Source organism: Micromonospora sp. M51, assembly GCF_018070305.1.
Taxonomy (GTDB): Bacteria; Actinomycetota; Actinomycetes; order Mycobacteriales; family Micromonosporaceae; genus Micromonospora; species Micromonospora parva.
In genome coordinates this window covers 1-1,771 of record NZ_JAGPXZ010001024.1, presented here as the reverse complement: position 1 = coordinate 1,771, position 1,771 = coordinate 1, and the positions used below count along the sequence as shown (strand labels likewise).

1 protein-coding gene and 1 pseudogene are annotated in these 1,771 nt (G+C 76.1%); both read left to right on the top strand.

Going from position 1 to position 1,771, the window contains the following annotated elements:
* Positions 1-859: pseudogene (locus KBX53_RS32045) on the top strand (hypothetical protein); the annotation flags it as partial.
* Between the two features lie 59 nt (positions 860-918).
* The coding region (gene cobU / locus KBX53_RS32040; protein ID WP_210863567.1) for a bifunctional adenosylcobinamide kinase/adenosylcobinamide-phosphate guanylyltransferase at positions 919-1,771 on the top strand (853 nt) is incomplete at its 3' end.

Here is a 1,771-nt window from a genome sequence, read left to right as displayed (position 1 = left end):
CCTTCCGCCAGCCGGCCTGGCTTCCGCACCGTCGGTCGCGGCGACGCCGCCCGCCGGGTCGGTGTCGGCAGGGCCCGCCGCTCTACGCCCACCGGCGAGCGAAGCGACGACCGAGCCGAAGCCGACCCGGGAGGACGCGCTCGGGAGCGGGCCATCGGGCCGCCGTCGTCCGCTGCTGGTCGGGGCAGGTGCTGTCGCTCTCGTCGCGCTCGTCGTCGCGGTGGCCGTGGTGGCGCTTCGACCCGAAGCGAAGTCGGGTTCAACGGATCAGCCACCCGCGCTGGCCGGCGAATCGGCGACGGTCGCCGACGCTCCGCTGCCGCCCGGAGACGCGACGACCAGCGGGCCTCGGCCCAGCACGACGCCGAGCGCCAGCCGCACCGCGACGGCCGGCCCGTCCGGCTCCCCCGTCGACGCGTCGACCAGCGGCAACCCCGCCCGCACCCCGATGCCGGGCGACCCGCCGACCGCCACCGCCAGCAGCCGACCCACGCCCAGCCGCACTCCGTCCAGCCGACCCAACCCGTACACCGCCGCCCAGGCGTGCGGCAGCGGCTACCAGGTGATCGACTCGGCGACGCTGACCGGCGGCGACGGGCAGCGCAAGGGTCGGGTCTTCCTGCTGTACCACGCGGGCACCGGCACCAACTGCGTGGTCACCCTCAAGGACACCGCGGTCGGCGCGAAGTCGGCGGCCTCGGCGTACCTGGAGGTGCAGGGTCGGGCCCGCAGCACCGACAGCGGGTCCTTCGACTACTACGCCGGGCCGGTGCGGGCCAGCGCCGCCGGGACGTGCGTCAAGTGGGGCGGCTCCACCGGCGGGGTCAGCTACGGCAGCGGGTTCGAACACTGCGACTGAACGACGGCGAGCACCGGGCCGGCAGGCACCGCGAGCCCGGGCGGCCTTAAGGTACGGGCATGTCCGTAGACGGGTGGAACACGGTCCTGGTGCTCGGCGGTATCCGGTCCGGCAAGTCCGAGTTCGCCGAGTCCCTGGTCACCGACGCGCCGGTGGTCCGCTACGTCGCCACCGCGCCCGAGGGCGACCCGGAGGACACCGAGTGGGCGACCCGGCTGGCGGCGCACCGCGCCCGTCGGCCGGGCAGCTGGACCACCGAGGAGACCACCGAGGACCCGCGCCGGCTGGCCGACGTGCTGGCGTCCGCCGAGACCAACGAGACGGTGCTCGTCGACGACCTCGGCGGCTGGGTGACGGTGCTGCTCGACCCCGACCACCAACCCGCCGACGACGTGGCGACGATCGCCGAGCTGGCCGAGGCGATCCGTGGGTGCGCCGCCCGGGTGGTGCTGGTGAGCCCCGAGGTGGGGCTGTCGCTGGTGCCGACCACCCCGCTGGGCCGGGCGTTCACCGACGCGTTGGGCGCGGCCAACCGCGCGGTCGCCGATGCCTGCGACGCGGTCGTGCTCGTCGTCGCCGGCCAGCCGGTCTGGCTCAAGTCGGTGGCCGCCGCGACCGAACCGGCCGCCCCCGCCACCGAACCGGCCGCCACCGTGACCACGGCGACGGCCGCCGGCACCGCGCCGGTCGCGGCGAGCCTGGCCGACACCGAGCCGACCCCCGAGGTGCAGCTGCCCGACGTGCTGACCCACACGCCGCCGGCCACCCCGACGCCGGAACCGGGCGACGCGTGGGCCGCACCGACAATGGCGCTGCCGATGGTGGCCACCGGGCTGGTCATCCAGCCCGGCATGGAACTGCCGATGCCCGACGAGTACGCGGGCCCGCAGGCGGTGGACCGGCTGGCCACCC